Annotated in this window: 21 protein-coding genes; 15 read left to right on the top strand and 6 right to left on the bottom strand. The window is 58.8% G+C overall.

Features of this window, described 5'->3' with window-relative positions:
* The first annotated feature begins 174 nt into the window (after positions 1 to 174).
* Positions 175 to 2,151, top strand: a complete 1,977-nt coding sequence (locus tag PSH96_RS15795) for a M10 family metallopeptidase C-terminal domain-containing protein (protein ID WP_305453800.1) — start codon at positions 175 to 177, stop codon at positions 2,149 to 2,151.
* Between the two features lie 54 nt (positions 2,152 to 2,205).
* Here PSH96_RS15795 and PSH96_RS15800 read toward each other — a convergent pair whose 3' ends face one another.
* Complete coding sequence (locus PSH96_RS15800) at positions 2,206 to 3,831, bottom strand: methyl-accepting chemotaxis protein (protein ID WP_305453801.1); 1,626 nt, start codon at positions 3,829 to 3,831, stop codon at positions 2,206 to 2,208.
* Between the two features lie 235 nt (positions 3,832 to 4,066).
* On the opposite strand from PSH96_RS15800, the gene PSH96_RS15805 reads away from it, so the two are divergent.
* From PSH96_RS15805 to PSH96_RS15815, 3 genes are read left to right on the top strand one after another with little or no spacing between them, the layout of a single operon-like run.
* Positions 4,067 to 5,494, top strand: coding sequence for a nucleobase:cation symporter-2 family protein (locus PSH96_RS15805; protein ID WP_056860278.1), 1,428 nt, complete (start codon positions 4,067 to 4,069; stop codon positions 5,492 to 5,494).
* A 13-nt stretch (positions 5,495 to 5,507) separates the two neighbouring features.
* Complete coding sequence (locus PSH96_RS15810) at positions 5,508 to 5,969, top strand: LEA type 2 family protein (RefSeq protein ID WP_056860279.1); 462 nt, start codon at positions 5,508 to 5,510, stop codon at positions 5,967 to 5,969.
* Between the two features lie 5 nt (positions 5,970 to 5,974).
* Complete coding sequence (locus PSH96_RS15815) at positions 5,975 to 6,526, top strand: GNAT family N-acetyltransferase (protein WP_305453802.1); 552 nt, start codon at positions 5,975 to 5,977, stop codon at positions 6,524 to 6,526.
* Between the two features lie 110 nt (positions 6,527 to 6,636).
* On the opposite strand, the gene PSH96_RS15820 is transcribed toward PSH96_RS15815, so the two are convergent.
* Entirely contained in the window at positions 6,637 to 7,563 is a 927-nt protein-coding gene (locus tag PSH96_RS15820; protein WP_305453803.1) for a carbon-nitrogen hydrolase family protein, read from the bottom strand.
* A 91-nt stretch (positions 7,564 to 7,654) separates the two neighbouring features.
* Between PSH96_RS15820 and PSH96_RS15825 the strand changes: the two genes are divergently transcribed.
* The gene (locus PSH96_RS15825) at positions 7,655 to 8,554 is read left to right on the top strand and encodes a LysR family transcriptional regulator (protein ID WP_305453804.1); all 900 of its coding nucleotides are present in this window, start codon (positions 7,655 to 7,657) and stop codon (positions 8,552 to 8,554) included.
* On the opposite strand, the gene PSH96_RS15830 is transcribed toward PSH96_RS15825, so the two are convergent.
* Entirely contained in the window at positions 8,547 to 8,801 is a 255-nt protein-coding gene (locus PSH96_RS15830; RefSeq protein ID WP_003190904.1) for a hypothetical protein, read from the bottom strand. The two genes, PSH96_RS15825 and PSH96_RS15830, sit on opposite strands and share 8 nt — an antisense overlap.
* Positions 8,802 to 8,964: 163 nt before the next feature.
* Here PSH96_RS15830 and PSH96_RS15835 point away from each other — a divergent pair, with 163 nt between their 5' ends.
* Complete coding sequence (locus PSH96_RS15835) at positions 8,965 to 9,285, top strand: YqjD family protein (RefSeq protein WP_056860283.1); 321 nt, start codon at positions 8,965 to 8,967, stop codon at positions 9,283 to 9,285.
* A gap of 78 nt (positions 9,286 to 9,363) precedes the next feature.
* On the opposite strand, the gene PSH96_RS15840 is transcribed toward PSH96_RS15835, so the two are convergent.
* Positions 9,364 to 10,401: an Ldh family oxidoreductase gene (locus PSH96_RS15840; protein ID WP_305453805.1), complete on the bottom strand. Its 1,038-nt coding sequence runs from the start codon at positions 10,399 to 10,401 to the stop codon at positions 9,364 to 9,366.
* A 169-nt stretch (positions 10,402 to 10,570) separates the two neighbouring features.
* Between PSH96_RS15840 and PSH96_RS15845 the strand changes: the two genes are divergently transcribed.
* The gene (locus tag PSH96_RS15845) at positions 10,571 to 15,718 is read left to right on the top strand and encodes a dermonecrotic toxin domain-containing protein (protein ID WP_305453806.1); all 5,148 of its coding nucleotides are present in this window, start codon (positions 10,571 to 10,573) and stop codon (positions 15,716 to 15,718) included.
* A 17-nt stretch (positions 15,719 to 15,735) separates the two neighbouring features.
* Here PSH96_RS15845 and PSH96_RS15850 read toward each other — a convergent pair whose 3' ends face one another.
* Positions 15,736 to 16,005 carry a PepSY domain-containing protein gene (locus PSH96_RS15850; protein ID WP_138815173.1) on the bottom strand — a complete coding sequence of 90 codons (270 nt, stop codon included), beginning with the start codon at positions 16,003 to 16,005 and terminating at the stop codon, positions 15,736 to 15,738.
* Positions 16,006 to 16,157: 152 nt separating this feature from the next.
* Between PSH96_RS15850 and PSH96_RS15855 the strand changes: the two genes are divergently transcribed.
* The 7 genes from PSH96_RS15855 to PSH96_RS15885 all read left to right on the top strand — a co-directional run bounded on the left by PSH96_RS15855 (position 16,158) and on the right by PSH96_RS15885 (position 22,113).
* The gene (locus tag PSH96_RS15855) at positions 16,158 to 17,153 is read left to right on the top strand and encodes a FecR family protein (protein WP_305453807.1); all 996 of its coding nucleotides are present in this window, start codon (positions 16,158 to 16,160) and stop codon (positions 17,151 to 17,153) included.
* 315 nt (positions 17,154 to 17,468) lie between these two features.
* Entirely contained in the window at positions 17,469 to 17,927 is a 459-nt protein-coding gene (locus PSH96_RS15860) for a hypothetical protein (protein WP_305453808.1), read from the top strand.
* A complete protein-coding gene (locus PSH96_RS15865) occupies positions 17,924 to 18,487 on the top strand; it encodes an adhesin (RefSeq protein WP_305453809.1) in 564 nt (187 codons plus the stop codon). The genes PSH96_RS15860 and PSH96_RS15865 overlap by 4 nt, the downstream gene beginning before the upstream one ends.
* Before the next feature lie 67 nt (positions 18,488 to 18,554).
* Complete coding sequence (locus PSH96_RS15870) at positions 18,555 to 19,238, top strand: hypothetical protein (protein ID WP_056860290.1); 684 nt, start codon at positions 18,555 to 18,557, stop codon at positions 19,236 to 19,238.
* A gap of 62 nt (positions 19,239 to 19,300) precedes the next feature.
* Positions 19,301 to 19,978, top strand: coding sequence for a C39 family peptidase (locus PSH96_RS15875; protein ID WP_305453811.1), 678 nt, complete (start codon positions 19,301 to 19,303; stop codon positions 19,976 to 19,978).
* Between the two features lie 37 nt (positions 19,979 to 20,015).
* Positions 20,016 to 20,765, top strand: a complete 750-nt coding sequence (locus PSH96_RS15880; RefSeq protein WP_236373223.1) for a hypothetical protein — start codon at positions 20,016 to 20,018, stop codon at positions 20,763 to 20,765.
* Between the two features lie 49 nt (positions 20,766 to 20,814).
* Entirely contained in the window at positions 20,815 to 22,113 is a 1,299-nt protein-coding gene (locus PSH96_RS15885) for a hypothetical protein (RefSeq protein WP_305453812.1), read from the top strand.
* Positions 22,114 to 22,225: 112 nt separating this feature from the next.
* Here PSH96_RS15885 and PSH96_RS15890 read toward each other — a convergent pair whose 3' ends face one another.
* Entirely contained in the window at positions 22,226 to 23,551 is a 1,326-nt protein-coding gene (locus tag PSH96_RS15890) for a sigma-54 dependent transcriptional regulator (protein WP_305453813.1), read from the bottom strand.
* Positions 23,552 to 23,895: 344 nt separating this feature from the next.
* Between PSH96_RS15890 and PSH96_RS15895 the strand changes: the two genes are divergently transcribed.
* The gene (locus PSH96_RS15895) at positions 23,896 to 24,156 is read left to right on the top strand and encodes a hypothetical protein (RefSeq protein WP_056860295.1); all 261 of its coding nucleotides are present in this window, start codon (positions 23,896 to 23,898) and stop codon (positions 24,154 to 24,156) included.
* Positions 24,157 to 24,219 lie beyond the last annotated feature (63 nt).

Consider the following 24,219-nt stretch of genomic DNA (forward strand, 5'->3'; position numbering starts at 1 on the left):
TAATTATTACCTTGGCCACTTATAAACTTATCGAGCGTTAACCTATTGAATATTCGATCCTGCCCACCTGCTCTGTTAAATCTTAGCGCATTCCTGTCTGCACCCGATCATACGAGCGCGTCGACAGTTAACAATCCTGCCCCTCCTTCAAACTCAGATAAAGTTGCAAAAGATTTGACCCGTAATAGATTTAAAATCGTCGATACAAACGGCGACGGCAAGATAACAGTCGCCTATAAGTTTATTGACTTGTCCAATTCAGAACATGCCTGGCGCAAAAATTCTGGAGCAATGGAGCTCAGCGAGGGCAGAAAAAAAGCCTTCAGAGATTCAATTCGCGCGTGGGAAGATGTCGCCAAGGTTACCTTTATCGAGAACGGCAAAGGCGCGGACGCCTCCATACTAGTTCAAGGCAGCCCCGGGGTGGGCGGTCTCGCCAACCTGCCGGTTGGTGATACCAGCAGCATGAGCATCGCGATCGGAGTGGGTGAAAAAGGCTTACCTATAAACTCGTCAATGATTCACGAAATCGGTCATAGCCTGGGGTTGGAGCATCCGCAGGGCCAGTATCCCGAGAACAATAAAACCCATACTGCCATGTCTTACACGACTAATTGGTGGGCGCGCCCTGACGAAAAAGGCTTTAGATGGTCGGAAAGCACCTCCACCCCAATGATGGGCGACATTGCAGGTACTCAAAAACTCTACGGCGCCAATAACAATACCCGAAGGGGTAATACGACTTATGGGTTCAACGCCAACGCCGAGCGTGACTACTATAGTCTGGCCTCCTCCCGCGACCTGGCGGCCTTTTGCGTCTGGGACAACGGGGGTAACGACACCCTGGATTTTTCCGGTTACGCACAAGACCAGAAGATCAATCTGAATGCCGAGTCTCTTTCAGACGTCGGCGACAGGAAAGGTAATGTGTCTATCGCCAAGGGCGTTGTGATAGAAAACGCCATCGGTGGCTCAGGGCATGATGTGCTGATCGGCAATCAGGTCGGCAACCGCATCACCGGCAAGGCCGGCGGCGACACGCTGTACGGCGGCGGCGGCGCTGATACATTTGTCTACAAACGCGCCAGTGACTCGCCGCCACAAAACCCGGACATGCTTAACGACTTCGTCAGTGGTGTCGACAAAATTGATCTTTCCAAGGTCCTGAAAGACGCGGGTATATCAAACCCCATCTTCACCAGCGTTCTCACTGATCAAGCCGGCGAGCTGAGCGGGCGCAAAGGCGAACTGCTGCTGGACTATGATAAAAACGTCAAGATGCACAGGTTGATTCTTGATGTAAGTGGTAACGGTAAGTCCGTGCTGTTGATTATGAGCAAAAACCCAATAAAGCCCACTGACATTTTGATTAACGCGGGTTCACAATCACCGACGGCATCACCCTCCCCTCAGCCAACGCCCAACCCGGCGCCTTGGCCCATTAATAAAAAGCCAGCGCCTACACTGACCCTACTCCCACTCGTATTACGCGATACCGTTGATACTGGTGATACCGTCTACGGGTTCAACGCCACGACCACCAAGCCTGGCATGCGGCTGACCTCTTCCACCGATAAACCCGCTTTCACCGTGACAGACCCTAAAGGTAATGACACCTTGGACTTTTCAGGTTTCGGCCACAACCAACGCATCAACCTTATGCCGGGCTCACGCTCCAGCGTTGGCGGCCTGGTCGACAATGTGCATATCAACAACAATACGGTTATTGAAAATGCCAGGGGTGGCCGAGGCCATGACCATATAACCGGAAACGCGGCCAATAACGTTCTGACGGGCGGAGCCGGTGCAGACAAACTGACAGGCAACGCAGGGGCCAACACTTTCAACTATGAAGCCGTCACTGACTCGCCTTACCACAATGCTGACATGCTGATGGATTTCAAAACCGGCAAAGACAAAATCGACTTAACCGCTATGAGTAAAAACGCCCAAGTGCCCCTCAACCAAGTCAAGTATTACACTGGCCAAATCGGCGATACCATTATTGACTATTACCCGGCCACCAAAAAGTACTACTTGGGTGTCGATATGACGGGAAATCGCCAGTCTGACTTTTTGATCAAAAGTTTCAAGCCGATCAACAGCCAGGATGTGATTGGCCTTAACCGTATCAACGACGGCCATTGCTGACCGTCTCGAAGGGCTTTAAAAGTGGGCGGAGTGAGGGCGGCCCACACCGGTCGATCAGATAACGAACCGCGCGACCATCCCATTCAAATCCACCGCCAGGCGCGACAGTTCATGGCTGGCCGCGCTGGTCTGGTTGGCGCCTGCCGCCGATTGAGTCGCCAAGTCGCGGATATTGACCAGGTTGCGATCCACTTCACGGGAGACCTGGGCCTGTTCTTCCGAGGCGCTGGCGATCACCAGGTTGCGCTCGTTGATCAGGCTGATCGATTCGGTGATCTGTTCCAGGGCCACACCGGCAGCGCGCGCCAGTTCCAGAGTGGTCTGGGTGCGCTGGTTGCTCTGCTGCATCGACTGCACGGCGTCGCCAGTGCCACTCTGGATGCCGGCGACCATTTTTTCAATTTCCTGGGTCGATTGCGCGGTGCGGTGCGCCAAGGCGCGTACTTCATCGGCCACCACGGCAAACCCACGCCCGGCTTCACCGGCGCGTGCGGCTTCAATCGCAGCATTAAGTGCCAGCAGGTTGGTCTGTTCGGCAATCGCGCGGATCACATCAAGCACCTTGCCGATATCACGCCCCTGGGTCGCCAGGCCTTCAATCATCAGGGCGGTGTTTTGCACATCCTGGGTCATGGTCTGGATTGCGCCGACGGTTTCCACCACGCGGTCACGCCCTTCCCGCGCCGCCTGGTTGGACTGGCTGGAAGCTTCTGAGGTAGACACCGCATTACGCGCCACTTCTTCGACGGCGGCGGTCATCTCGTTGACGGCCGTGGCGGCCTGGTCGATTTCGTTGTTCTGCTGTTGCAGGCCTTTGGAGGCTTCTTCGGTCACCGCGCTCAATTCTTCGGCGGCCGAGGCCAGTTGCGTGGCAGAGCCGGCGATGTGCTGGATGGTCTGGCGCAGGTTGGTTTGCATCGCCGACAAGGCGCCCAGCAGGCGCGCAGGCTCATCCTTGCCGGCGTCTTCGATAACGGTGGTCAGGTTGCCGCCGGCAATGGTCTGGGCCACTTCCACTGCTTTGCGCAGCGGCGTGACGATGCTGCGGGTCAGCAGCCAGGCGAGCAGTACGGTCAGCACGGCGGCAGCGACCGAGAAAACAATAACGCCGGTAATCGCGCCTTGATAACTCGACCCGGCTAAGGTGTCGGCATCCCTGGCATCGGCTGCATTGATGGCGATCAGCTTGTTGAGTTGCTCGCCCATCTGGTCAGTACCGTCCTTGATACGCGTGTTAATTAACGCACGCATCTCCTCGACTTTGTTTTGTTTGGACAAGGCCAGCATGTCGGCCTGGGCCTTGAGGTAGTTGTCCAACGTGCTGACAAAGGTCTTGTACAACGCGGCTTCTTCCGGCCCGGCCGGCAGCGGCGCATAGCCGGCCTGGGCGGTTTTCACCTTATCAACCAGCACACCCATGCGGGTTTCTGCCTCCTGCAGGCCGGCAGGCTCGCGGTTAACCAGCACGCGAAAAGAGAGGATGCGCAAGCGCAGCACGTTTTCGGTGATGTTGCCCAGGTACGTGACGCTGGGCAGTTGCGTGGAGGTCATCTCCACCGACGACTGACGTACCTGCGTCATGCGGTTGACCGCAAACACCCCCAACAACACCACTAACAACGCAATGAATGCGAAACCGAGAAACGCGCGAGGGGCAATATTCAAATGACGTAGGGACATAGAGGTTGCTCTCAGAAGGAGTGTTTGCGAGCGTCCCTGCCGCGAAACAATCAGCCAGCGTCAACGCACTGCTCTGATCGTTGGTCACCACTGTTATGGTTGGAATGTGGGCCTATACGAGATATCGGCAGATCCTGAGGTTTTGCGCAGGGTTTTTATAAATATTTTTTTACACTTCTGAGGGCCGGCACTTTCTGGCATCCTGCGCCTCCATTTTCTGACCCGAGCCCGCACTTTGTCTGACGCTCAAGCCCCCCGCCCCCGCTATAAATCCGACCTGATCTATGGCCTGGAAGACCGCCCGCACTTCACCGCAGCGATCTTTGCCGCGCTGCAACATGTGCTTGCCAGCTTCGTCGGCATCATCACGCCCACGCTGATCGTCGGCGGCGTGCTCGGCCTGGAAAGCGAGGTGCCGTACCTGGTGAGCATGGCGCTGTTCGTGTCCGGGCTTGGCACCTTTGTGCAGGCGCGTACCTTCGGCCCGATCGGTTCCGGACTGTTGTGCCTGCAGGGGACGAGCTTTTCGTTTATCAGCGTGATCCTCAGCGCCGGGTTCATGGTCAAGGCCCGGGGCGGCGGTACCGATGAGATCCTCTCGACGATTTTCGGCATCTGCTTTTTCGCCGCGTTTATCGAGGTGGTGCTCAGCCAGTTCATCGGCAAGCTGCGCAAGCTGATTACTCCGGTGGTCACCGGCACCATCATTACCTTGATGGGGTTGTCGCTGATCAAGGTGGCGGTCACCGACATGGCCGGCGGCTTCGGGGCCAGCGACCTGGGCGCCGCGGGCAACATGGGGCTGGCCGCCCTGGTGCTGTTGACCATCGTGGTGCTCAACCGCTTCAGTAACCCGTTCGTGCGCCTGGGTTCGATCGTGATCGGCCTGACCCTGGGTTTTGTGGTGGCCTGGTGGATGGGCCGCGTCGACATGGCCGCGCTGCCCCAGGTGCCGCTGATCAGTGTGCCGGTGCCGTTCAAGTATGGTTTTTCGTTCGACTGGGTGGCGTTTATCCCGGTGGCGGTGATCTTCCTGATTTCACCGCTGGAAGCCGCCGGTGACCTGACGGCCAACTCGATGATTTCCCAGCAACCGGTCAAGGGCCCGCTGTACATCAAGCGCATCAAGTCCGGCCTGCTGGCCGACGGCCTCAACTCGGCGATGGCGGCGACGTTCAACAGCCTGCCCATGGTGACCTTCGCTCAAAACAACGGCGTGATCCAGCTGACCGGCGTGGCCAGCCGCTACGTCGCGTACTTTATCGCCGGCCTGCTGGTGCTGCTGGGGCTGTTCCCGATGATTGGCGCAGTGCTGCAACTGATGCCCAAGCCGGTACTGGGCGGTGCCACGCTGATCATGTTCGGCACCGTGGCCGTGGCCGGGATCAAGATCCTCGCCGAAGCCGGGCTGCACCGCCGCAATGTGCTGATCGTGGCGATCTCCTTAGGCATGGGCCTGGGTGTGGCCGCCGTGCCGGAAGTGCTGCGCGACCTGCCCAAGGCGCTGCACAACATCTTTGAATCGCCGATCACCGTGGGCGCGTTCTGTGCAATCCTGCTGAACATTTTCCTGCCCGAGGAGTTCTTAGAGCTGGAAGAGGATGAATTTGATCCGGAGTCCTCTACCCTCAAGGTCATGCAGGATCCGGACGTCACGAAATAGGAGCACCTTTGGTATGCGCAAGCTCATGGTTCTATCGCTACTGTTGCTGACCTTGAGCGCCTGCGCGCTGTTCCCCAATCGCGACCCGGTCAATATCACTGTGGTGGGCATCGAACCGCTGCAAAGCCAGGACCTGGAAGTGCGTTTTGCCGTGAAGCTGCGGGTACAAAACCCCAATGAAACGGCGATCGACTACAACGGTGTGGCCCTGGACCTGGACGTCAATGGGCGCCCCTTGGCGTCCGGCGTGAGCGACCAGGCCGGCAGCATCCCACGCTTTTCCGAGACAGTGCTGATGGTGCCGGTGAGTGTTTCGGCGTTCTCCGTGTTGCGCCAGACCTTGGGGCTGAGCCAGACCCAAAGCCTGAACAACCTGCCTTACACACTGCGCGGCAAACTGGCGGGCGGCCTGTTCGGCACTATGCGCTTTGTCGAACGCGGCACCCTGGACCTGCCCAACACCGCGACCTGGTAACCGCCATGCAACCGACGTTGTTTACCCAAAGACTGATCCTGCGCCCGCTGACCCTGGAAGATGCCGAGGACATCCAGGCGCAATTCGCGCATTGGGACGTGGTGCGTTACCTGACTGCCGAGGTGCCCTGGCCGTACCCGGCCGATGGCGCGCGCCGCTACCTGGAACAGGTAGCCTTGCCAGGCATGGCCCGTGGCGACCAATGGCATTGGTCGATCCGCCTTAAAAGTGCGCCGCAACCGATGATCGGCAATATCAACCTCACGGACGAGGAAGACGACAACCGAGGCTTCTGGCTGGGCCCGCAATGGCAAGGCCAGGGCTTTATGAGCGAAGCCTGTGCGGCGGTGACGCAGTACTGGTTCGAAGTGCTCAAGCGCCCGCGGATGCGCGTGCCCAAGGCTGCGCCTAATCTGGCATCGCGGCGGATCTCCGAGCGCACGGGGATGCGCCTGATCCGCACGCAGATGGGTGAGTTTGTAGAAGGTACCTTCCCACGCGACATTTGGGAGATTACCCGCCAAGAGTGGTTGGCATTTAAATCCCCAAAACGCTGAAGATCGAATGTGGGAGCTGGCTTGCCTGCGATGGCGGTGTGTCAGGCGACCTATGTGCTGGTGAGCCGACGCTATCGCAGGCAAGCCAGCTCCCACAGTTTTTAACGCATTCAGTCAGTGACGTAGCGCACGCCCGGTTTGGCGCGTTCATCCACCACCAACTCAAATATGTCCGGCCGCGCGTAATGCCCCACCACATCATAGTCATAGCGCGCCCGCACCAGATCATCGGTGTTGATCTGCGCAGTCAGCAACCCTTCTTCACCCACCAGCGGCCCGGCCAGGATGTCGCCCATCGGCCCGACAATCACGCTGCCGCCGGCGATCAACGGGCGCTCTGACGGCCAATTGGCAACCTGCGTGCCCAACGCCGCCGGCGAAGCCTGCACCTGGCAGGCGCTCACCACAAAGCAGCGGCCTTCATGGGCGATGTGGCGCATGCTCACTTGCCACATCTCGCGCTCATCGACCGTCGGCGCGCACCACACTTGCACACCTTTGGCGTACATCGCCGTGCGCAGCAGCGGCATCATGTTTTCCCAGCACACCGCGCCGCCCAAGCGCCCGACGGCAGCGTCGATCACCGGCAAGGTCGAGCCATCGCCCGTGCCCCATATAAGTCGTTCAGTGCCGGTGGGCATCAGTTTGCGGTGCTTGGCCACCAGGCCGCCGGTGGGTTCGAAATACAACACGGTGCAATACAGCGTGCTGCCACTGCGCTCGATCACGCCGAGCACCAGGCTGGCACCGCTGCGTGCGGATAACCCCGCCAGTGCCTCGGTCTCGGCGCCCGGCACATCGATGGCATTGGCAAAATAGCGCGCAAAGGCTTCACGGCCTTCCGGCAAGCGGTAGCCCAACTGCGTGCCGAAGGTTTCGCCCTTCGGATAACCGCCGAGCAACGCTTCGGGCATCACCACCAATTGCGCGCCACTGCGCACAATCGCGTCCTCGTAGGTGAGAATCTGGGCCAGGGTGTCAGCCTTGCCTTCCGGCAAGGCTCCGATCTGCAACGCCGCCACAGTAGAAATGGGCATCAGGTTCACTCCAGTTAAAGGGGGTTGCCCATTCTCCGGCGAGGGGCAATCATGAATAAAGCCCGCTTCAGTGCTAAATGATATGAACCAAATGAATATCGCCCAGGTTGACCTGAACCTGCTGAAAACCTTCGAAGCCTTGCACGACGAGTCCAGCGCCAGCCGCGCAGCCTTGCGCCTGGGCGTCACGCAATCGGCGATCAGCGCCGGCCTGCGACGTTTACGTGACGTGTATGGTGACCCGCTGTTTGTGCGCACCGGGCGTGGGCTGGCGCCGACCTTGCGCGCCAATCAGTTGAAGCCGGTGATCAGCGAGGCGCTGGACCGTTGTCGGCAGAGCCTGGAAATGATCAACCCGGCCAACCCGAACTATCAGGGACGCTCGGTGGTGCTGGGCTTGTCCGATGACTTCGAGATTGCCCATGGTCGGCGGCTGATGGCAGAAATTGCCCGGCGCGCGCCGAAACTGCGGGTGATCTTCCGCCAGACCCACAGCCAGATCGTGGCAGGCGCCCTGCTTGAGCGCAGCCTGGACCTGGCGATCACCGCTGGCGGCTTTGCCGAGCGCAGGTTGAGCCGGCATGTGCTGGGCGAAGGCGACTACCGCTGCCTGGTGGACCCGCACAGCCTGGCGCCGGGCCAACACGGCATCACCCTTGCGCAGTTCGTGGCACGCGAGCATGTGCTGGTGTCGTCGGGCGGGTTTATCGGGATTACCGATGAAGGGTTGGCGGCGCACGGGTTGAGCCGCCAAGTGTGTGCATCCACCAGCCACTTTGCCGGGCTGCCGTTTTTGCTCAAGGGCAGCGCGGCGGTGGCGACGATCCCCGGGCATGCCGCCGAAGCGATTGCGCAGATGACCGGCTTGCGTGTGCTGCCCTGCCCACTGGCGCTGCCGCGCTACCCGGTGGAGCTGGGCTGGCGCACCCAGGCGCAACTGGATCCGCTGTTGCTCAAAGTACGCGAAGCAATTGTGGCCAGCTTTACTTAGCAGCGGCCATCAGTTTGTTGACTTCGCTGCGCACCATGTTGGAAAACTCTGGCGGCGACATGCCATCAAGCTCGGCACGTACCCACTCAGCCCACTTGCCTTTGCGCTTGGCACGCTCGCCGAACAAACGCGCCGCTTCGCCCTTGGCCTTACCCAGGTTGGTTTGCCACAGGTCGTAGAGGCGGGACTTTTCATCTTCCAGCTCGGCGCGCTCGGCGAGGGTTTTGTTGGCCAGATTGAAGCTCATGTTGAATTACCTGCTGCACAAATAGGTGACATCTTACACTGTAGGTCGAACGATTCTGATCCGGATTTTACCCGCAAACCGCTCACGGCAAAAAAACTGCAACTTTTAGCCAAGCCCGACACTCCATTGTTCACTGTCACATTCACTCGCAAGGAGTCACACAATGGCCCGCAAAACTGCCGCCCAAGCTGTCGAAGATCAAATCAAGGATCAAGCTTTCAGTGAACTGACGGCCTTGATCGAAGAGTCGGACAAGCTGCTCAAAAGCAGCGCTTCGCTGGTAGGCGAAGAAGGTGAGACGCTGCGCGAGCAGGTTGCCATCAAGCTCAAGCAAGCGCTGGACTCGGTGTCCAACGTGCGTGAACGCAGCAAGCCGGTGGTGGATGCCACCGAAAACTATATCGGCGGCCACCCATGGCAGACCGTGGCGATTTCTGCAGGTTTTGGCCTGGTGGTCGGCCTGTTGCTGGGTCGTCGTAACTAAACCATCGAGACTACGCCATCGAGATTAAGCCATCGAGGCTGCGTGATAAAGGCTGCGCCACTGGCGCAGCCTTTTCTTTTACCCTTCGGCCAATGCCTGTAACTGTTTGAGTTCCTGCGTATCGATCTCGATGCCGGTTTCCTGCGACTTTGCCCGCGTGCGATGGCGCCGATCCCCCGGCAACCGTCGCAACCCCGCCGCATGCATCTGCCGCACCAGTTCCTGGCTGCGCTCGGCAAAGCCTTGCCCGGCGGTTTTGCTCGGGTCAATCACGATCAGCAATTGGCCGGTCCAGGGTGTTCGCGCACCGGGATGATCGGCCCAATTGAACTCGAACGAAAAATTACCGCCCGTGAGCGCCGCCGCGAGCAACTCGACCATCATCGACAGCGCCGAGCCTTTATGGCCGCCAAACGGCAACAGCGCGCCGCCCTCAAGAATGGCTTTGGGGTCCTGGGTCGGTTGGCCCAGGCTGTCCACGCCCATTCCCGGTGGCAGGCGCTCGCCCTTGCGCGCCGCGATTTGCACGTCGCCATGGGCAATCGCGCTGGTAGCCAGGTCAAATACGATGGGCGGCCCATCGGCACGCGGCGCGGCAAAGGCAATGGGGTTGGTGCCGAACAAGGGGCGATCCGCACCGTGGGGCACCACGCAGGTCATGCTGTTGACCACGCTCAAGGCCACCAGGCCTTCTTCGGCAAAGGGCTCGACATCGGGCCATAACGCCGCAAAGTGATGAGAATTGCGAATCGCCAGTAACGCGATCCCGGCGCTGCGCGCCTTCTCTACCAACAGCGAGCGCGCGGCGTCGAGTGCCGGTTGGGCAAACCCGTTATCGGCATCCACACGTACAAAGCCTGCGGCCACATCCTCGACCACCGGCACAGCCTTGCCATTGACCCAGCCGCTGTTGAGCGTCGATACATACCCCGGAATGCGGAACACGCCGTGACTATGGGCGCCGTCACGTTCGGCGCTGGCGCAGTTGTGCGCAAGGATCGCCGCCACCTGCGCGGATGTGCCGTGCCGCACAAAGACCTGTTGCAGCAGAGCGACTAACTCGGTGAAGCCGATTGCGGTTGAAGCCTTGGCAACTGTCGGAGACTGCGCAGACATTTGAAGCTCCGTTTTTATGATTAGGAGGGGCAACGAATGGACATTCAAGTGCCCGATTAAACACCACGCACTGTGCCTGCTGTCAACTTGCGACGGGCCTCAATAGTTACCCCCGCCCGCACCTCATGTGTCCTTAGCCTGTCATTCCCCTGCCCATTGGAGCAAGCCCATGACTGGTGTTACCCCGGCGTATTTTTTTGACGAATTTTTACTGCCGATTAAAAGAAACTCGCCGAGCGCACGCGAGCGTGCGCTGGGGCTGACCGTCAAAGACCTTGATTGGCTGCATACGGTGTATCAAGCCAGCGATGCCGCGCGTAAGGACCCCGAACGGCAAACCTACCCCATGAGTGTCGAAAGGCTGATGATCAATGTGTCGGGCCAGGCGCCCTTTCCACTGGCCGGCGCCTTTGTGATGAGCCCCACCCCGGACGCCGGCAAAGCACTGCTCTACACGCCTTATGGCGGTATTCAGGTGTTTGACGACCATGCCAGCCTGCTTGTCGATTTCGCCGAGCAATTGGCGGATACGGTGCAGCGTGTCGAACTGATGAGCTTTCTGTCGATTGCGCAGCGCAACGCCTTACCCGTCGGCACGCCCCTGACACTGACCACCACGGTTGTCGAAGGCGCCGTCATGCAAGACCAGGAGCAAGCCCTTGAGGCCTGCCAGCAAGACAACGTGCGCGCCGTACTTGAGCACCTGCAAAAGACCCCCACGTTGTACGGCATGCTCGACACGCTGCTCGGCATCATGGCGCGCTCGAATTTCCCCAACCTGGATCAACGCGATACACGGGTAGATTTCTTTATCCAGGACCCGGCGGGCGGTCAGCGACGCTGGGCCAATTCCCTTCCGCTGAGCGAGGCGTTGCTGCAGTTTTATGTGAATCATGCCTGGCCCAAGGATCAGATCCGTGAATACTTCAACCCCAAACACATCACCCACACCTTGGCCCCGGCCGATCTTGAACACGATCAGCAGTATTGGGAAACCCTGATCAAGGAAACCTCCGGTAGCCTCTCGAAACTGCTGGACAGCCTGCTGAAAACCTATTGGAACGAAGACATCGGCAATGAAACCTCACGCCTGGAACTCTTTAGCCAGGTGATGGCGGATAAATTTCGTCTGGACGTCTTGCTCAAGCGCCAGGAGCAAATCCTCAGCGCCGACGAAAGCCACACCCTTCAGGCCCTGTTCCTGCCAGACCAGCGCGCCCGTAATGCTCACGCCAGGAAACTAAGCGTGGAAAAAGTACGCCTGCATGCGCCTTATCAGCACTATGTTGAGCTGGCCAGCACGCTGTTGATCAGCGAGACCCACGCCTATCTGTACACGCAGTCGCGTGGGGTGCAGGTACTCCAGGACATGCAGGCGCTCAAAGATACGTTACAGAGCATGCTCAAGGCCGCAGGCTACGAGGATGAGTTGCTCAATTTTCTGTCGCTGGATGAGCGCGACACCTTTATTGGCCTGAACCGGATAGACATCGCCGCCCAGCCGGTTCAGGGCAACGTTTTTTCCGGCATGCTCGAAGACATTGCGGCCACCAAGCAGATCAGCAATATGAACCACGCACTGGACCTCTTCCGGCGCAGTGATGGCCAGGTAAACCTGGAGGCGTTGCTCGATTGCGCCTTGGATATTCGCACGATGCTGGACAGTCGCCTGGCGGCACTGGAAACCGCCGGGCGCTGGACGATGCACCCCGTCTCCAGCGGTAACGATCGGCCGTCGACGGTACAGGCCGAACGCGCAAAACTGCACCTGCAGCGCCTGCGCGCCGCCGAAGAAGCACTGGCAACCGAGCGTAAACAACACCCGACTTTACGCTCAATGGCCGCCCTCGCCTTGAATGCAGAACTGCAAGCACAGCGCCTGCCGCTCAAGGCAGAGGAGGTCTATATCAACACCTACCCAACCCGTGCCCAGGAGCGCGAAGAACGCCCGTCATTGACGTCCGTGAGCATGGTTGACCACTTCATCAAGCGCCTGAGCGGTGAAACTTCGAACGTCCCCGACATTAGCACCACCGGGTTTTACCAGCAGCTCGAACCCCATCTGGCCCTGAAGTTGCCCAGCATGACCCTGAGCGCCTTCAACATGATCAATGAACAAGTGTTGAAGGTATTTGCCAACCACGAAATGCGCCAGCTTCCACTTCTATTCCTCAGCAATATGAGTAAAAAACACGCGCACGTGATGTTGCTTGGCTTGCGCAGTGAGGCCAAACTGAGGCTGTTGGGTAAAACACTGTCACCTGACAGCGAGGCGGTGGTTGATACTCTGCTACGCACCGACAGCCTTGTACGCTTGACCCGACACGCGCTGAACGGATTCCTGCCAGATGCCTACGCCTTGACACTGAACCTGGGCACATCCGATACCGCCCACACCCTGGCCAACCTGTTTGTACTGACCGAGCGCGGTGGTATCGACCCGCAGCGCTCGGGCCAGGCCGTGCTCTGGACGCCCCGGCGCGGGTATGAAGTGTTCGCTTCGGTGCAAGCTTTGCGCGAGGAGATAACACAGCGCCTGCAGCACCCGATCAAGTGCTTGCCTCTGCTGGAAAACCTGACGCTTTCATTCCGTACGCCACACCAGGTTTATCAGTTGGGCCAGTTGCAACGCATTGACGACAACGTGCTGGACAACCGCCTGAAAACCTACGGCGACCATGTCATGCACAGTATCGATCAATTGATTTCGATGAAGTTGCCCGCTCCCGCCCTGCAAGACTGTATTGACGCGGCCTTGGAGCAATCTGCACCCACCAACCTTACGCGGGCCCTGGCGGTGGCGAGTGCCATGGCCCATCAACAGGCCCTGCCGGTCTGGTTGGGCACGGCGACTGCCAAGGATCAGATCCATCAGGCCGAACTGCTCGAGCAGTATCACAACAGCGCCCCGGACGCAGAAGACTACCTGCACGGCATCACCTCACTGCGCACGCATACGCAAACGGCCCTACTGGCCTTGCTTAAGGCGCGCTTTCCCGGACAGACTCTGGACCCCGATAACGTGCTGATTCCGGTGCACCAGGCCCTCGACGTGCATGTCGACAGCCTGACCGATTTTGCCTTGCGCCATTGGCCGAACCTGGACGCCGAAAACATTCGCCCCCGCTCACGGACCGCCACTGCCCTGCCCGCTTCACTGGATGCCAGCGCCGTGGTGCAAATGGTCCGCCAACTCGATCTGAAAAGCGTCTACCAGAAGCTGCTGCAAAGCCGGCTGGCCCCCAAAACGGATGAGGGGCGCAAACGTCGGCGCTTGTTTTGCCAACAATTGCCCTGGCAGACGTTGCAGTACGCCCATGAGCAAAGGCTACAAGAACGGCTGACAGCGCAGGCGCTGAGTAGCGTGCAACAGGTGTTCGACATGCCCGACGCCGTGGCGCGAGCGGCGCTGGACAGTGCAGCGGCCACGTTTCGGCCCTTGGAGCTGATTGCAACCGAAGGGGCTACGCCTGCCAAGGTGCTGGGCATGTACCTGCTGGGCCCAGCAGCCGGCAGTGCTGGCCCGGTGGTGATGTTTGCGCCTTATACCGACAGCCATGTGCTTAAGGAGTACGAGAGCGAGCAAGCCTTGCTGGATGAGGTGGGCAGGCCGGGAGAGCTTCAGGATTCAATCATCCGGCACCTGGAGGCGCCTCATCAGGCTACGTACCGAAACTTGTTGCAAAACAACCGGCATCGTCCCCTCGACATCCGGCTGGCCTTCACCGCGGTCACCGGCAACGCCCTGCACCTCCTGTTCAATGACAACACCTTGATATTGCTCAAGATGCTGGCCAGCCAGTTCGAGGAAGGCGCCAAGTCACTCTGGGACCGAATCACGCACCTGCTGGGCGAGGGCATTCCTCAGGCTGTGCAGTTCATGGCCGGAAAGCTCTCGTACCCGCTGATGGTGTGGCGCAGCTACGTGCTGTTCAAGCGCTCAGCCGACGCATTGCAGTTGCACCAATGGAAAGCCGCTCTGAAGGACTTCATCAAAGGCGTGGCGCAAATGGCTGCGCTGCGCGGCGAGCTTGAGGGCACCGAAGCGCCGCCGCCCAACGAGACAGAAGTGTCCGAAGCCGACTTGTCAGATGAAACCCTGCCCACCGCCACGCAATTGTCCTCTCTGCGCGTCACTGCCCCTTCACGCACGCGGCTGCAGCCTTTGGAGGATCACGATGTTGCATTGACCGACTTGGAGCTTAACGCTTCCAGCCATGTTTACACGGACAAGACAACATTGAAAAACTATGTACCCCTTGCAGGCAAAGTGTATGCGGTCAAGAAAACCGCAAAACATTGGCGTTTGGAAAAAGATCACCTGAAAGGCCCTTTTGCAGGCCCAAACCAACAGGGCAAATGGGTATTGGACCTCAACCACCACACTCCACGTTTCGGCAAAACCCTGTCGCGCATGAGGACACGCAGCGACGAACAGAACGCGATCAATATCGAAGCAAGAGGTATTTTGGAAATTGCCGGACTGTCGAGCTGGCAAGCCCAAGTGATCAATGAAGCGTTGAATATTGCGACTTATTACGCCAACAATTGTCATCGCAACCTTGTGCTGTTCTCAGCACAACGCGACCCCAATAGCCGTATAGGCGTGTTTTTGGGCGAGATGTTCGGCGTCTTCAGCTTGAGCGCTGTTCAAGTGGACAGGCTCACGAGCGTTGTCCATGGGATGCTGGAGGAGCTGTGCGATTCGAGCTTGACCCGCTGCGATTCAACGCGGTTTGTCAGTGGTATCAGCCGAGCAGATATGGACACTCAATACGCTTTTACTATTGTCGGTGACCCAGAACGCAGGATTTATTTGCTCGAGCGGTTTTTCTATCCGAACATGAATGCCTACCGTGGCCGCTTGAATTCTCCGTTCGACATCTCGGCCCATGCGAGGGCCAGCGTTCTGATCCACGAATTGACGCACGTGAAGCTCGACACCGAAGACATCGCCTACCTTGACACCGTTCGCCCCTTCGCCGACCTGATTGATACGGCCAAACGCGGCTCTCAAGCGCTGAAAACCGAGCTGGAAGACTTGCGCAAGTACGCACTGTCCACGCTGACGCCTGCCGACATGCTGTTCAAAGCCTGGGATGATTACACGGCGACATGGGAGGACTACGGGCCTGGCACCTCAACTGAAGATCTTCGGAAAAAAACCCTCAACCTCACTGGGGCCAAGACTCTCGCAGACGCCCGTGCGGCATTCATGAGCGATGCCGACAAGCGTTTCAACACCATCCTGACCAATGCCGACTCCTTGACTTACCTGATTATGGAACTGGGTCGCATGCTGGATGCGGGGGCGTAAGCCCCCGGCGGGGAGGGTCAGTCTTTCTGGTCGCGCAAAACGTTGCCGGAAGCGCCATCGATACGCGCTTCATACACGATGCCATCGGACTTGCGCCCTTTGACTTCCCAGTAACCGTTGTCATCGGCTTCGGCGCTGTAGACCTCGATATAGCCGGCCTTGGTCTTGGCGGTTTCAATGGCCTTTTCGATGGTGATCCAGCCCGCACCCGGCTTATCGGCCAGGGCGGCGCCGGCGCTGAGCAGCGCGGTGGTTGCACACAGGGCGACTAAGGTTTTCTTCAACATATTCGTTCTCCATTGTGGGAATGACGGACTCGTGTCCTGTGTTTTCTGATGTTTACAAACGAGAATAAGTTCCAATTGATGTGCAATCGCCATGACGGCTGTTCTCGTCATCCGCCTCGGGAGGTTAGAATGTTGGAAATCAGGACGGTTTAATGACTCAACAGCCCCTTTCAGAAGACGAATATGACGCGATCACCGATGCCGCCGCGCATTGGTGCATGCGCCTGCACGCCAGTGATTGCACGGCGGGCGAACGTCGGGCTTTTGAACAATGGCACGACGCCCATCCGCTGCATGCCTTTGAGTATGCGGCCATGCTGGAAATCTGGGACGTGGCCGACCACCTGCCGCGCAGTGAGCCTGTTGCGGTGGTGCTGCCGTTCAAACCGCGCAACCGCTTGCGCACTTACGCGGTGGCCGCCGCGATATGCCTCGCCGCCCTGCCGCTGGCCGCCTTTACCGGCTGGGAAGCGGGCTGGTTGCCCAGCTCCTATGAGCATTTCGAAGCCGGTACTGGCTTGCGCAAGGTCACCCTCGGCGACGGCAGCCAGGTTGAATTGAACCTGGGCACCGAGTTGGTCTACAGCCGTTACAAGGACCAACGCCGCGTGACCTTGAACAAGGGCGAAGCGTTTTTCAAGGTCAGCCATGACAGCCTTCACCCGTTTATCGTCATGGCGGGCGAAGGCCAGGTTCGGGTCACCGGCACTCAGTTCAACGTCTGGAAATACGAAGACCAGGTGCGGGTGATGTTGCTGGAAGGCTCGGTGCAGATTTCCAGCGACAAGCAGCACGCCAGCGTGCCCCTGACCCCAGGCATGCAGGCCAGTTACAACCTGGGCGATGCCACCCCGCAAGTCGCTGCGATTAACCCCAATGACTCGGCCCTGGCCTGGCGCCAGGGCAAACTGGTACTCGACAACCTGGCCTTGACCGACGCGTTGCCGTTGATCAACCGCTACCTGAGCAAACCGGTGATGCTGGCAGATGCCAGCACCGGCGCGATTCGCATCGGCGGCATCTACAACATCAATGAGGTCAACAACCTCGTGCCTTCCCTGCCCAAGGTGCTGCCGGTCTACCTGACCCAGAACCAGGACGGCAACCCGGTACTCAATTCCATCCCGCGTAAAACGCCCAAGGGCTGAGCCTGCCTGCAACAGTGGGTTCGCTCGCGCCCAAAGTGTCCATTTTTGAAACACCTCCCTCGCCTGAATCGCCCGCCGGGTGCGCATTCATGAGTTTGTCATGCGCAGTGTTTCATCGCTGAGACAGCCTTGAGGCGGGGCCGGGCATGCCCCTTGATGGCGGGACTGTTTCAACGATGAAACAGCATCGTCAGCACTTTGCCTCGATTTAACTTCAACCCTCTGAATACAAACAATAAATAAAAAGCGGCACACGTTCTGCTCTGTTCCTGACAACGCTGTTTAGGGTCAGCGTTGAGAATAAGGAACACTGCCATGGACACACACAATCCAGGCTCACTGAGCCTCCTGCTGATCGGCTGTGCACTGAGTGCCAGCGTGAGCGTTCCGGTGCTCGCGGCAGGTGATGGCGTAATCGTGGTTGAACGCCAGGTTCAACCTTATGCAATAGGTCGCCCACGCGGCCAGGATCCCTACCCCACCACCGTGAATGCCAACCCGTCGGCTCAAGTCAACCGCGCCATGAACCATGAGCTCAGCGACAACGACATCGCCGGTATCAGCAGTGGCTTAAGCATTACGCGCAGCATCATGCCCAATGGCGGCATCCCCGGGCTGAACAATCTCGGTGGCGCCAACAACCTCGGCGCAGCGGGTGCAGCCGGCCACGGCAGCAGCGGCAGCAGTATCGCTGGCACGGTCAACGGCGCGATCTCCAGCGGCCTCGCGCCGCTGAACAACATCAGCGGCATGGTCGGGGGGGCAATGAAATGAACCGCTCATGGATGCTTCTTGCGGCCCTCGGTTGCACCGCCGCAATGGCCGACAGCAGCAACAACGCAACCCTTGATAACTCGGGCCAGCAATACAACGGTGTGGTGACGATCAACCAGGCTGCCGGTGACCAGCAGCAACTGAGCAACAACGTTGCCATCGCAGTGGGCCACAACGCCCAGGCGAACATCGCCGTCACGCAAAAAATCAGCGGCGTGCCCGCCGACCGCTCCCTGAACGCCAACGCGGCGATCCAGGGCAACTCCTTCAGTAATGGCAACGGTGCACTGAGTGTCAACCAGTCCGCCGGGGCCCAGAACCAGATGATCAATGCCGTGCGCATCAGCGTGAATGCTGGCCCGCAAAGCATCGACGACAGCGTCATGTCGCAACAGAACGTTGCGCTTGCAACCGACTCAGGATTGACCCCTACCACTGGCAGCCGCCAGGTCGTTACCAGCGACCAGGCCTTCACCGGCAGCCGTGGAGTGGTTCAGGTCAACCAGAGCGCCGGGGTGGGGAACCGAGTGGCTAACACCCTGAACTTACGACTCAACTGATGGAGCTGAGTCCATAGCTAGACCGTACCAACACTTAACCAACTAATTAGAAGCAAGGAGATACACCATGAAAACTTCAATGGCTCTTAAACCACTGGCTTTTGCTCTGGCTGCGCTCATGGCTGTTGCTGCTCAAGCGGGCGGTTATCACGCGCCTACCACCGCTGCCGCGACCACACTGGACGGTCAAAGCAACCATGGCAACGCGGTGCTCAATGACAAAACCAAAAACAACGCCTCGGCTAATGACTCCTACAACAACATCAGTGGCGTGGCCAACGGCAACGTGCTGAGCGGCGACAACAACCAAGGCAAAAACGACGTTGCCATCGTTTCCGGGGATGCGGATTTCGTGTTCGCCACCACCGGCACCGCCCAATCGAACACCGGTAACTTTGTGGCCAACAGCGGCACTAAAAACAACGCATCCCTTAACGACAGCGGCAACCACGCTTCAGGCGTGATTCAGTTGAACGCCGCATCGGGCACCTCCAACCAAGGCAGCAACAGCGTTGCAATTGCTTCGGGGAATGGCGACAGCGGTGCTGCAGCCGTCACTGGCGTGCAGGATGTGTCGGGCAACCTGACCCTCAACCTGGCCAGCGGCCACGGCTGGGGCAGCACCAAACCGGTGGTTAACAACGCCAGCGTGAACAACTCGATGAACTACAGCTCCGGGGTCTCGAACTCCAACGTTCTGTCGGGCAGCAACAACCAAGGTCAGAACAACGTCGCAATCACTCGCTTCTGATCCAGATCGGGCCTTGGCAACAAGGCCCTTTTTATTTCCAGTGTCCAGCAGGTCATACGATCATGCGCCTCACAGCTGCTTTGCTTGTGCTTGCACTCACCAGCCCGACCTGGGCAGCGCAAATGGCAGTGGTCATGCCTAACGGTGCAGTGGTCTACAAGAAGGTCGAAAGCATCCGCGAACGCAAATTCGCCAACCTGGTGGAACAGAAAACCGATTTCAGCTGCGGCGCCGCCGCGCTGGCGACCATCCTGCGCCAAGCCTATTGGATGGACGTGGATGAAGACCACGTGATCAAGGGCATGCTGGTCAACGCCGACCAGGACCTGGTGCGCACCCAAGGCTTTTCGATGCTCGACATGAAGCGCTACCTGGAAAGCATCCACATGCGCGCCAAGGGCTACCGGATTACGCCTGAAGTGCTGGTCACCGTGAAAGTGCCGGTGGTGGTGCTGCTGGACATTCGCGGCTACAAGCACTTTGTGGTGCTGCAACGGGCCGACAACGACTGGGTGTATATCGGCGACCCCGTGCTGGGCAACAAGCGCTATGCCAAGGACGATTTCGTCAAGGGCTGGAACGGCATCGTGTTCGCGGTGATCGGTGAAGGTTACGACAAGACCAACGCCCTGCTCACGCCCCGCACGCCGCTGACGGCCAAGAACCAGTTCAACGAGTTCAGTCCGGTGCGCGACAGTGAATTGATGGACTTCGGTTTTATCCAGAGCGACTTCTTCTAGAAGCGCAATAAGGAGCAGGACGCTCCAGGAGCAAACGATGAACACTCGACGCTGGCTGACGGTCATGTGCCTGGCAGCCGCAGCACCTGCCTATGCTTCTTCGGCATTCAAGCCGATCGAGCTCAAGGACGCGGAAATGGCCGAGTTGCGCGGGCGCTATGTGATGCCCGGGCGCATTATCAGCTTCGGCATTGTGATGAGCAGCACCTGGACCAACGCCGCCGGCGCGACGGTGACCGGCACCGCGAACATGCAAGTCAATGCCTCCACCGTCACCCCGCAGTTTTACGTGCAAATTACCGGCAACGACGGCACTGGGGTGATCAAACAGCCTGACGGCAAGGGCACCGTCGTCGGTGGCGCCGGCCTTGGCACCGGCCAGGGTGTGACGCAAAGCGTGCGCGCAGCCGGCGATGGCAACACGGCCAACAACGGCGTGGATATCAACGTGACGAAAAACGGCCTGGCGCCGGCCAATTACGTGCAGTCCGGCCAGGCACTGATTGCCGGCCAGCCGATCACTGGTGGCACAGCTGCCGGCCAGGTCACGGTCACGGCTAAAAACGGCGGGCTGCAAATGGCCCTCCAGGCCAATAACAATCAAGGCAATGTGGTGCAACAAATCGGTGCCGGCAATGTGCTGCAAGGCACGGTTATTCAAGGCAACAGCAACTTCGTGAACAACATGACCCAACTTAATGTGGTCATGGGCAACAACGGTTTGAACAACATCACGCAGAACCTGAACCTGGATCAACTCAAAGGCCTACGCCCCTCCGGTTATTGAACTACGCTGAGCCTCGACACTTACGCATTAGAAAGGGACGGCTTATTTCATGCATCGATCTTTATCGTTACGTGCCGTGATTTGTTTGAGTACGCTCCTGCCCGCATCAGTGCTGTATGCCGCGCCGGATGCCGATATCGAAACACTGAAACAGGAACTGCTGGAACTCAAGCAACGTTATGAAGTGCAGCAAAAAGCACTGGCCGTCCTGGAGCAACGCGTAAGACAAGTAGAAGATCAGCCCGCAACACCGGCGCCCAAACGCCTGGCCAAATCACCTGCCGACTTCCAAAAAGGCGGTACGACAGTGGCTGGCGTCGGCGCGGCCGCCGCGTCCGGTGGTGCGGCCGGCAGCAGTTCCTACGGGCAAAGCCTGAAGGACGATTCCGCCCCGGCCCAAAGTGTGAGCAACTTGTACAACGAGGCCAGCGGCTTTTTCGGCAATGGCAAGTTCAGCTTTGAAACCGGCCTCACCTATGCCCGCTACGACGCGCGGCAATTGTCTCTCAACGGCTTTTTGGCACTGGACTCGATCTTCCTCGGCAATATCAACCTGGACCGGATCAAGTCGGACAGCTGGACCCTGGACCTCACCGGCCGCTACAACCTGGACAACCGTTGGCAGTTCGACCTCAACGTGCCGGTGGTGTATCGCGAAGCGACGTACCAATCCGGTGGTGCCGGCGGCGATGCCAAGAATACGTCGCAAGCCTCCGTCAGCCGCGACCCCACCATTGGTGATGTCAACTTCGGCATCGCCTACAAGTTCCTTGATGAGAGCGCCAGCCTGCCGGATGCGGTGGTGTCGCTGCGGGTCAAGGCACCCACCGGCAAGGAACCCTATGGCATCAAGCTGATCGAGCAAGCGAGCAACAACAACCTCGCCGTGCCGGAAAGCCTGCCGACCGGCAACGGGGTGTGGTCGGTCACGCCAGGTATTTCCCTGGTCAAGACCTTCGACCCGGCGGTGCTGTTCGGCTCGCTCTCCTACACCCACAACTTCGAAGACTCGTTCAGCGATATCAGCCCCAACCTCAATCAGAAGATCCCTGGCAAAGTCAGCCTGGGTGACAGCTTCCAGCTTGGTGTCGGGGTGGCCTTCGCGCTCAACGAGAAGATGAGCATGTCGTTCTCGGTGTCCGATCTGGTGCAACGCAAAAGCAAGGTCAAGCAGAGCGGCCAGGACTGGCAATCGGTGGTATCCAGCGATGCCAACGCCGGGTATTTCAACGTGGGCATGACGATTGCGGCGTCGGATAACCTTACCATCGTGCCGAACCTGTCGATTGGGATGACGGATGATGCGCCGGACTTTACGTTCAGCCTGAAATTCCCGTATTACTTTTAGCGGTAGTGGGACGCGGAGCGTCCCTGGCGGCATTCCCACGCTGAGCGGGGGAACGATCAAGGAAAAGCCCCGCAACGATAAGGGTCGTTGCGGGGCTTTTCGGTTACCCGCCCTAGCGGATCTGGTGTTTGTGCAGCAACCGGTAGAAGGTCGGCCGGGACACGCCGAGCACGCGGGCCGCGATACTCAGGTTATCGCTGTGCCGGTTGAGCACATCGCACAACGCCTGGCGTTCAGCGCGGTGCTTGTAATCTTCCAGTGTAGCCATTGGCGGCGCAATTGCCTGCTGCCCCTGCAACCCCAGGTCACCGGCTTCGATTTGGCGCCCTTCTGCCAGCACCAGGCCACGGCGCACACGGTTCGCCAATTCGCGCACATTGCCCGGCCACGGGTGTTGGCCCAGGGCAACCAGTGCATCCTCGCTGAAGCTGCGCGGCCTGCGCCCGGTTTCCTGGCTGTAGAAGCGCGAGAAATGGTTGGCCAGCATCGCCACGTCGCCATGCCGCTCGCGCAGTGGCGCGGTGATGACCTGCAAGACATTCAGCCGGTAATACAAGTCTTCGCGAAACGTGCCCTTCTCAACCGCCGCTTCCAGGTCCACGTGTGTGGCCGCCAGCACCCGCACATCCACCGGAATGGGCTGGCTGCCACCGACGCGCTCGATCTGCTTTTCCTGCAGGAAACGCAGCAAGTTGGCTTGCAGTTCCATGGGCAGGTCGCCAATCTCATCGAGAAACAGCGTGCCACCGTGGGCCGCCTCGATACGCCCGACCTTGCGCTGATGAGCGCCAGTGAACGCACCTTTTTCATGGCCGAACAGTTCGGACTGGATCAGGTGCTCGGGAATCGCGCCGCAGTTGATCGCGACAAAGGGCTTGGCATGGCGCTGGGATTGGCGATGCAGGGTCTTGGCCACCAGTTCTTTGCCGGTGCCGCTGTCGCCGCGAATCAGCACGGGCGACTCTGTAGGGGCCAGCTTGGCGAGTAATTTGCGCAGCTCACGAATGGGCCGGCTGTCGCCCAGCAGTTCATGTTCCTGGGCGTCGATCAGTGCGTTGCCTTTGCCGCGCAAGCGCGCCATGCCGAATGCACGCCCTAGCGTGACCTGCACGCGGGCTACATCAAACGGCAGGGTGTGGAAGTCAAAAAACCATTCACAGACAAAATCGCCGACATTTTGCAGGCGTAAAACGTCCTGGCTGAGCACGGCGATCCATTCGGTGCCGCTGCGGCTGATCAACTCCTTGACCGCTTCAGGGCGCTCCAGGTGATACGGCTGCAGGCGCAACAACCCCACATCACAGGACCTGTCGCCTACGGCGGCGAGCGCACAGCTGTCCACTTCCCACCCTGCACCGTGCAGACCGGGCAATAGCTGGTGGCAGTCGTCGCACGGGTCGACTACGAGCAAGCGTCGCTGGACAGGTGTAACAACCATAACTATTCCTTGGCGCCAAATTGTTAAAGTTATTTATAAACAACGGTTTGTGCGGCCTGTCACTAACACTATCAAGTTATTGACGCGGCCTTTGTACCGTTTCGCTATAAGTCTGGGCACAAAGCCACCTCGGCGTCGCTGCAGATAAAAAAATCAGCAACCAACCTCACACTCAATGCGCTTTCAAAACAGCCGCTTACATGACGCCAATCACGAAAAGTTGAAATTTCTTGCTCTAAGATGTGACCCGTACCCTGCCATCGCGCATCAGTACAAGTAACTCACCGTCTGGCTCGCCCAACCGACGGGACTTAACTGACTGGGCATTTAGAGAGAAGACCCACATGAACGCCCCGCTGCGCATCAACGAAGCTCTTTTGATTGCAGACCGTGCCTTCCAGCCCTTTCAGTGCGTGGCCTGGCACGATGGCAATGGCGCCCTGAGCCTGAGCGTCATCGACCGTACCAATACCCGTATCGGCAGCAAACAGCTGTCATCGAGTACCTATACCGATCCGGCTCAACTGGAAGATTTGTTGTTGCAGGCGCGTGCCGAACTCGACAAAGATGGCCATCAGTTGTTGTCGTGGGCCATGCCCAAGTAAGACGCGGCACTCACTTCCGATCATTGCCTGACAATGATCGGAAGTTGAGCATCACACCTTAAG

The organism is Pseudomonas sp. FP2338 (assembly GCF_030687515.1).
Taxonomy (GTDB): Bacteria; Pseudomonadota; Gammaproteobacteria; order Pseudomonadales; family Pseudomonadaceae; genus Aquipseudomonas; species Aquipseudomonas salomonii.

Excerpts from the sequence above, each read along its gene's own strand:
- PSH96_RS15800 (WP_305453801.1), bottom strand. The coding sequence starts at position 3,831 with ATGTCCCTACGTCATTTGAATATTGCCCCTCGCGCGTTTCTCGGTTTC.
- PSH96_RS15810 (WP_056860279.1), top strand. The coding sequence starts at position 5,508 with ATGCGCAAGCTCATGGTTCTATCGCTACTGTTGCTGACCTTGAGCGCC.
- PSH96_RS15815 (WP_305453802.1), top strand. The coding sequence starts at position 5,975 with ATGCAACCGACGTTGTTTACCCAAAGACTGATCCTGCGCCCGCTGACC.
- PSH96_RS15820 (WP_305453803.1), bottom strand. The coding sequence starts at position 7,563 with ATGCCCATTTCTACTGTGGCGGCGTTGCAGATCGGAGCCTTGCCGGAA.
- PSH96_RS15825 (WP_305453804.1), top strand. The coding sequence starts at position 7,655 with ATGAATATCGCCCAGGTTGACCTGAACCTGCTGAAAACCTTCGAAGCC.
- PSH96_RS15830 (WP_003190904.1), bottom strand. The coding sequence starts at position 8,801 with ATGAGCTTCAATCTGGCCAACAAAACCCTCGCCGAGCGCGCCGAGCTG.
- PSH96_RS15835 (WP_056860283.1), top strand. The coding sequence starts at position 8,965 with ATGGCCCGCAAAACTGCCGCCCAAGCTGTCGAAGATCAAATCAAGGAT.
- PSH96_RS15840 (WP_305453805.1), bottom strand. The coding sequence starts at position 10,401 with ATGTCTGCGCAGTCTCCGACAGTTGCCAAGGCTTCAACCGCAATCGGC.
- PSH96_RS15845 (WP_305453806.1), top strand. The coding sequence starts at position 10,571 with ATGACTGGTGTTACCCCGGCGTATTTTTTTGACGAATTTTTACTGCCG.
- PSH96_RS15850 (WP_138815173.1), bottom strand. The coding sequence starts at position 16,005 with ATGTTGAAGAAAACCTTAGTCGCCCTGTGTGCAACCACCGCGCTGCTC.
- PSH96_RS15855 (WP_305453807.1), top strand. The coding sequence starts at position 16,158 with ATGACTCAACAGCCCCTTTCAGAAGACGAATATGACGCGATCACCGAT.
- PSH96_RS15860 (WP_305453808.1), top strand. The coding sequence starts at position 17,469 with ATGGACACACACAATCCAGGCTCACTGAGCCTCCTGCTGATCGGCTGT.
- PSH96_RS15865 (WP_305453809.1), top strand. The coding sequence starts at position 17,924 with ATGAACCGCTCATGGATGCTTCTTGCGGCCCTCGGTTGCACCGCCGCA.
- PSH96_RS15870 (WP_056860290.1), top strand. The coding sequence starts at position 18,555 with ATGAAAACTTCAATGGCTCTTAAACCACTGGCTTTTGCTCTGGCTGCG.
- PSH96_RS15875 (WP_305453811.1), top strand. The coding sequence starts at position 19,301 with ATGCGCCTCACAGCTGCTTTGCTTGTGCTTGCACTCACCAGCCCGACC.
- PSH96_RS15880 (WP_236373223.1), top strand. The coding sequence starts at position 20,016 with ATGAACACTCGACGCTGGCTGACGGTCATGTGCCTGGCAGCCGCAGCA.
- PSH96_RS15885 (WP_305453812.1), top strand. The coding sequence starts at position 20,815 with ATGCATCGATCTTTATCGTTACGTGCCGTGATTTGTTTGAGTACGCTC.
- PSH96_RS15890 (WP_305453813.1), bottom strand. The coding sequence starts at position 23,551 with ATGGTTGTTACACCTGTCCAGCGACGCTTGCTCGTAGTCGACCCGTGC.
- PSH96_RS15895 (WP_056860295.1), top strand. The coding sequence starts at position 23,896 with ATGAACGCCCCGCTGCGCATCAACGAAGCTCTTTTGATTGCAGACCGT.